General features: G+C 31.8%; 6 protein-coding genes and 2 tRNA genes. 3 read left to right on the top strand and 5 right to left on the bottom strand.

Translation table 11 applies throughout. From position 1 onward, the window contains the following. Positions 1-49: 49 nt before the first annotated feature. Positions 50-151, bottom strand: coding sequence for a bacteriocin (locus BZG01_RS21460; protein WP_143470947.1), 102 nt, complete (start codon positions 149-151; stop codon positions 50-52). Between the two features lie 205 nt (positions 152-356). Between BZG01_RS21460 and BZG01_RS18190 the strand changes: the two genes are divergently transcribed. Continuing rightward, complete coding sequence (locus tag BZG01_RS18190; RefSeq protein ID WP_143470946.1) at positions 357-3,200, top strand: CHAT domain-containing protein; 2,844 nt, start codon at positions 357-359, stop codon at positions 3,198-3,200. A gap of 262 nt (positions 3,201-3,462) precedes the next feature. Here the strand turns inward: BZG01_RS18190 and BZG01_RS18185 are convergent, their stop codons facing one another. From BZG01_RS18185 to BZG01_RS18170, 4 genes are all read right to left on the bottom strand, one after another. Beyond that, complete coding sequence (locus tag BZG01_RS18185; protein WP_143470945.1) at positions 3,463-4,212, bottom strand: tetratricopeptide repeat protein; 750 nt, start codon at positions 4,210-4,212, stop codon at positions 3,463-3,465. Next, complete coding sequence (locus tag BZG01_RS18180) at positions 4,205-4,771, bottom strand: RNA polymerase sigma factor (protein ID WP_101311267.1); 567 nt, start codon at positions 4,769-4,771, stop codon at positions 4,205-4,207. The genes BZG01_RS18185 and BZG01_RS18180 overlap by 8 nt, the downstream gene beginning before the upstream one ends. A 326-nt stretch (positions 4,772-5,097) precedes the next feature. Further along, positions 5,098-5,172: transfer RNA gene (locus tag BZG01_RS18175), tRNA-Val, on the bottom strand. A 29-nt stretch (positions 5,173-5,201) separates the two neighbouring features. Further along, positions 5,202-5,276: transfer RNA gene (locus BZG01_RS18170), tRNA-Val, on the bottom strand. 141 nt (positions 5,277-5,417) lie between these two features. Here BZG01_RS18170 and BZG01_RS18165 point away from each other — a divergent pair. Beyond that, a complete protein-coding gene (locus BZG01_RS18165) occupies positions 5,418-5,780 on the top strand; it encodes a hypothetical protein (RefSeq protein WP_101311266.1) in 363 nt (120 codons plus the stop codon). A 30-nt stretch (positions 5,781-5,810) separates the two neighbouring features. Continuing rightward, positions 5,811-6,623: a peptidylprolyl isomerase gene (locus BZG01_RS18160; protein WP_101311265.1), complete on the top strand. Its 813-nt coding sequence runs from the start codon at positions 5,811-5,813 to the stop codon at positions 6,621-6,623. Positions 6,624-6,707: the final 84 nt, after the last annotated feature.

Genomic DNA, 6,707 nt, shown 5'->3' with positions numbered 1-6,707 from the left:
CTACTAGGTTTATTTTATTAGGAAAATGGAATATGGTCTATTTGGTTACTTACACGATGTAATCGTCACATATTGATTTATCGGTCATTTCGTTTACACCACCTTTGATGTTCTGTAATTCTTCCTGAGATACTATTTCAAAATTTTTCATTTTTATTTGGTTTTTAGTTAGAGTTCGAATTGTTTTAGTTTTTATGGATTACACCCCTTTATTCCCCTTTTTTGAAAAAGGTAACCCTGGAAACACAATTATTTTTTAAAAAAATAAAAAAAATGCCCTATATTTAGGTGTTTGTTAGCCTTGATGATTGGTTTAACTGATTATTAGTGAGAATATTACAAAACCAAACCTGAGCGTGAAAAATTTTCTAAAAAAGATTTTTATTTTTCTTCTTTTCCCTCCTTTTCTTCTCTTTCTTTTTAGTGGGAGCATGGTTTCTGAGTCAAATTTAGAATTAGAAAAGCATGAAACTTCTGAAATAGTCAACCCCGATTCTTTACTACAGAAGCAATTTGATCGGGCAGTTGATTTCTTACGAAAAGGTGAATTTGATTATTCAATTCAGTCTTTCGAAAATGCAATTTTGACTATTAATCAAGGAGGATTAGTAGATAAAAACCTTGTTTATCGAACCTATGTGAATTTTGGTGTCTTATTAAACAGAGTGGGAGATTGGAAAAAATCTTTAAATTTTTATGATATTGCCGAGAGTTTTACCATCACTGAGTTTGGGGATGATTCAAATAAATTGATTCCTATTTATGGGAATAAAGGAACTATTTTTAATAATTATGGAGATTTAGTTAAGGCACAAAATTATTACGAAAAAGCACTATCGTTATTGGAAGTAGAAGGTAACCCAAAATGGTTATCTCAAACATATAATAATTTAGGTGTGATTTTGTATAAAAAAGCTAATTATTCTGAGTCATTAAAATATTATTTAAGAACGTTAAATCTGAAAAAGGAAAGTAACTCACAATACTTTTCATCTACTTTCAATAACATTGCTAATTGTTATAAAAAGTTAAAGAGGTATGATGAAGCAGATTTATATTATAAAATGAGTATTGAGGAAATAATCAAAACAAATGGTACTGATTATTATTTATTAGGTGATTATTATTTAAACTATGCAGTTTTTCAGAATGAAATTCAAAATGATAAAAATGTTTTACCTTACCTAAATTTAGCTTTAGATATTTACAGGAAGAATTTTGGTGATAAACATCCGGATACAGCGCATTGTTTAAAGAATTTTGGTGATTACTATTTTAAGAAAAAAGATCATTTAAACGCACTACAATATTATCAAAAAGCACTTATTTCTGAATTGGATAATTTTAATAACAGTACGGTTTACATCAATCCTACCATGGATGAACTCGATCCGCAGCTTTCCATTTTAGAAATTTTAAAACCAAAGGCAGTCACTCTTCGCTATTTATACGATAAAACCAATAGTATTTCAGATTTGGATTTCAGTTTACAAACCTATGATCTTTGTTTGGATATTATTGATAAAATTAGAATTGCCTATCAGGACGAAGAAAGTAAATTTGCTCTTTCAAAAAATGAAAAAGAAACGTATAATCAGGCAATTGAGATAGCTGTAAAATTGTATCAACTTACAAAAGATGTAAAATACAAAGAGAAAGCTTTTATATATTCTGAGCGTTCAAAATCAGCTAGTTTACAGTCTTCACTAAACGATGTGAATGCAAAAAATTTCGGTGGTATTTCAACAGAATTGCAGGAGAAGGAAACAAATTTGAAGTTGAATATTGCTAAGTATCGTGAGTTGGTTCATGACGAAAGAAAAAAACAAACACCAGACCGGGATTCAATTAGCGGATGGCAAAATGTACTTTTTAATTTGAATGAGGAATACAATCAAATGGTTCTTCGTTTTGAGGAGGATTATCCGGAGTATTACGCACTGAAATACGATACCAAAACCATCGATATTGAAGAATTACAGAGCAGGTTAAGTGATAATGATTTACTGATTGAATACTCAATTTCTGATTCAGCACTTTTTTCTTTTGTAATTACAAAATCAAGTTTTGAAGTTGAGCGGGAGAAGATTGTCAAAGATAGTTTTGATTATCATTTGGAGGAGGTTCGTAATTGTTTGAAAACGAATGATTTTGCGAATAATAGTGTTGCTTATTATCAAAAATATACAAAATCAGCTTACTTACTGTATCAACATTTATTGAATGGTAAAGACAGCTTGTTGACCGGTAAAAGTCTTCTCATTGTTCCAGATGATAAAATGGCCTACATTCCATTTGGTGTGCTTTTGAAAAAGGAAGCGGATACTACGACGATGAATTATAGAAATCTTGAATATTTAATAAAATATAATTCAATTACTTACCACAATTCAGCGACTCTTGGTTTCAAAAATCATTCGAGCAGCTATGGATTTTCTTCAAACAAATCGATTTTAGCTTTTGCACCTTCCTATAACGATGTTAATGATTCGATATTATATACTGAAAGAGCTTACCGGGATAAATTATATCCTTTGCCTGGAGTAAAGGAGGAAGTTATTAATATATCAAAAGTGATTCATGGCGATTTGTTTATTGATGATATGGCGACGGAAGCTAATTTCAAGGCGAATTCGGGTGAATACGATGTACTTCATTTGGCAATGCACACTATCATTGATGATGAAAATCCGATGTATTCAAAACTTGTTTTTACACAAAATTCCGATTCTTTACAAGATGGCCTTCTAAATACGCATGAAATTTACAACATGAATTTTAATGCAAGAATGGTTGTTTTAAGTGCTTGTAACACTGGTGATGGTAAGTTATTGAAGGGAGAGGGAGTAATGAGTTTAGCACGTGGTTTCTTCTATGCAGGTTGTCCAAGTGTAATTATGACTTTATGGACAGTCGAAGACAAAACCGGATCAAATCTAATGAGTAATTTCTATACTTTTTTATCTCATGGATTAAAAAAGGATGATGCTCTTCGTCAGGCTAAATTGGAATATTTAAAAACAGCTGATGCATTAAAATCTCATCCTTATTTTTGGTCTGGATATGTTACTTTAGGAGACGTTGATCCTTTGTATGATGACGGTCTGATTCATAGGCTGATGTACTTTGCTTTTGGTTCTGTTGGAATAATTTTATTCTTATTTTTCCGTAAAAAATTCAAAGGTAAAGCAGTAGCCTAGGAGCAGGTTGTTTTAGTTATCTTCATTGTATAGTGATATCTGTTTGTTCTGTTGAGATATGAATTTTGGCTCTATAAATTTTAATTATTCTGTGCAATTTTAAAGTCAGAGAAAACAGCAATTATTTCTATTAGAACTATCATCGTTCCCAACCAGGGTTTTATTAGTTCTTGTTAAGAGTTTACTAAAAAGTTAAATACATAGGAAAAGCCACCCAATTTTATTGGATGGCTTACTTTATTTTGATGAATGATGAAGTGATCTATTCCAGCCTGTTAATGATTTCTAAAGCTTTTGTCTTATAGAAACTGTTTCCCTGGGCAATTACATGGAATTGCTTAAGAGCTTTTTCTTTCTCGTTGGTCATGAGGTAACAAAAACCCAGATACCATTCAGATTGCTCTATAAACAGGTTATTCTTATGCTTTAGTACTCTGCTAAAGTTTTTATTCGCTTTTGCGTACTCATTTATTTCGATATTTGAAATACCCGAATAAAAATTACCTGTGATGTTCGTGCTGTCTTTATCCAATATTTTTTTGAATAAAGTTAAAGCAGTTCGATAATCTTTAGTTTCATAGCTTTTTAGTGCGGTTACCAATAAATTATCAATCATGATATCCGACGAACGAGTGTTGATTACAACGTTGTATGGTTTATAGTAGTTGCTAAAAATTTTATCATTTGAGTAAGAAGACCGATTGTTCACGATGTACATTAAACTCCCTAAACCAATTATAAATGCAAGGGATGCCGCTGCAATATTCCACTTAGTCAAAAATTTCAACTTTCGCCTCTGAGTAGGATTAGAAGGTATTTCAATAGCTTCTAATTTGTTTCTAAGATCCATAACGTCTTGTTCCATTATGGCCTCATTAACCTCCATATGAAGGTCAAGTTCCATTTGAAGATCAGAATCTTCGAGTAATTCCTTCTCGAACTGCTTCAATTGGCTTTCTGTTAGATCACCGTCAAGAAAATCCTCGATACGGTCAAAATTCATTTCATTCATCATATACATCTTTAAATTCATTATCACTTTTAATACTATCCATCAATGCTTGCTTGCACTGATACTTTTTCTTTTTTGCATACTTTTCACCCTTGTATCCCATAATTTCGGATATTTCCTTTAAGGAAACTTTATCAAGAGTTAACTGAAGTACTTTCTTACAATCTGAGCCTAGAAGTTTGAAGTGTTTTTGATACAGCCTGTACCTTTCGGTTTGATAATAGGTCTGTGTTGCTTCATCCAATCTATTGTCCAAAATAGCTTCTGAACTAATTTCATTGCTGTTTTTTCTTTTCTCAAGTTGTTTTAACCATAAAAGCCTACAAACTGAATAGACATAGGTTTTAAAATTACAATTCAGAACCAGAGGCTCTTTTTTCATTTTACGGTAGATTACAATAATCGCTTCTTGAAAAAGATCTCTTGCATCTTCTTCGTTACCATTATTGTTCTCTATAAAATTCCGAATACTTGGGAAGAACTTTTTGTAGATGTAATTTAATACATCATTGTTGCTCATACTGATCCCCTCAAGTATCGCTTCCGTAGTGTAATCCATATTTCCTATCCCTTTATTCCTCTAATGGCCAAAAGGTAACCCACAAATAGTAAAAAAAAGTAAAAAAAAATGCACTTTACTATCTAAGTAGCTGATTTAGTGGCTAATAAAATTTAAATTAAATTGATGTTTTTTTAATAAAAAAATGATCTATTAACATAAACCGATCCAATATACAATATTCTCTTAAATTTGGAGGTTACTGAAAGTTATTTTTTTTGACCATATTAAATGAATATACGGTAGATGTCATAAAAAGATTTATGAATGCATAATTTATTGCAAAAAAAAAGATCAGACTTTCTTGTGAAAATCTGATCTTTCTGTGGGCGATATAGGATTCGAACCTATGACCCCTTGGGTGTAAACCAAGTGCTCTGAACCAACTGAGCTAATCGCCCGAATTATTGGGAATATATGCTTTTTATAGTGGGCGATATAGGATTCGAACCTATGACCCCTTGGGTGTAAACCAAGTGCTCTGAACCAACTGAGCTAATCGCCCTTGCCCTTAAAAGCGATGCAAATATAGGATGGAAATATTGTATCTGCAAGAGGAATAATTAAAAAAGTGAAAATATATTTTTTAAGAGGTTCTAAAGTACGCAGAAATCTTTACTTTTAACATTCATAAAAAATTGATACAATGGATAATAATTTGGAAAGAGACTGGAACAAACTTTTATATAAAATTTCTGAAGATTTTAATGTGGATGCCGATTTAAACGGCACATTACTGCTAATTGGGATACAGGAGCGCGGAAAAGGATTTCAGGAGAAGTATGAAAAAGATGAAAAAATGGATCACATCAATTTGGCAACATGTACGCTGTTGATGAAATGGAATTACTATCAAATTGATGGTTATGATGAAAATGATTGGCCGGTTTTCAAGAAAAATAAAATGGTTCCTCCTTTTTCTAAGGAAAAAGAAGAATTATTGCTTAAATCTTCGATAGTGGAATACTTTAAAGACAATGACTATTTAGAAATTGAGAACAAAAGCTAAATTCGAGATTTTAAAATTCAATATGCATCTATGAAAAATTTGATTTGTATTGCCATCGTTTTTCTATTTATATCCTGCCAGCAAAAATTGGAGTTGGGAAAAAAAGATAGAATTGTTCAGATTGAAACCGAGTATGGAAAATTAAAAATCCGTTTGTATGATGAAACACCGGCTCACCGGGATAATTTCGTGAAATTGGCACACGGAAAATATTTTGATGGCACTTTATTTCATCGTGTGATAGATGGATTCATGATTCAAGGTGGTGATCCGGATTCGAAAGGTGCAAAGTTGGGGCAGCGATTGGGAGAAGGGGGACCTGGATATGAAATTCCTGCAGAAATTAAAGAAGGATTATTTCACAAGCGTGGAGTTATTGCTGCCGCAAGAGAAGGAGATGATGTGAATCCTGAGAAGAAATCGGCTGGTTCTCAGTTTTATATTGCTCAAGGAAAGATATATACTCCAGGAGAATTGGATACTTTACAAATGAAAATGAATGGAAAATTGAAGAGTTCTATCTTCAAAAAGATTCAAGAACAAAAGGCTGAACTTCTTTCTAAATATCAAATGGAAGGTGAATTAGATAAGTTGACGGAGGAAATTGATCACATTAAATTGGAAGTAGACTCAATATTTAATAGTGAGAAGATTGTATTAAATAAAGAACAAATTGAAGCGTATACTACTGTTGGTGGAATTCCTCATTTGGATGGAAATTATACAGTTTTTGGTGAAGTTATCGAGGGAATGAATTTAATCGATTCGATTGCCGGTGTTGAAAAAGACAATTTTGATCGTCCTCTAAAAGACATATCAATGAAAATAAAAATCTTAAAATAGACAACATTACATGTTGTAAATAGAAGCTTCGTAATATATTGCGAAGCTTTTTTTTGGCTTTCAAACTCTGGCTATTTATCTTAG

The sequence above is a fragment of the Labilibaculum manganireducens genome (assembly GCF_002843385.1).
GTDB classification, from domain to species: Bacteria; Bacteroidota; Bacteroidia; order Bacteroidales; family Marinifilaceae; genus Labilibaculum; species Labilibaculum manganireducens.
Note: the sequence above shows the minus strand (reverse complement) of the source record. Positions and strands in the feature narration are given on the sequence as shown.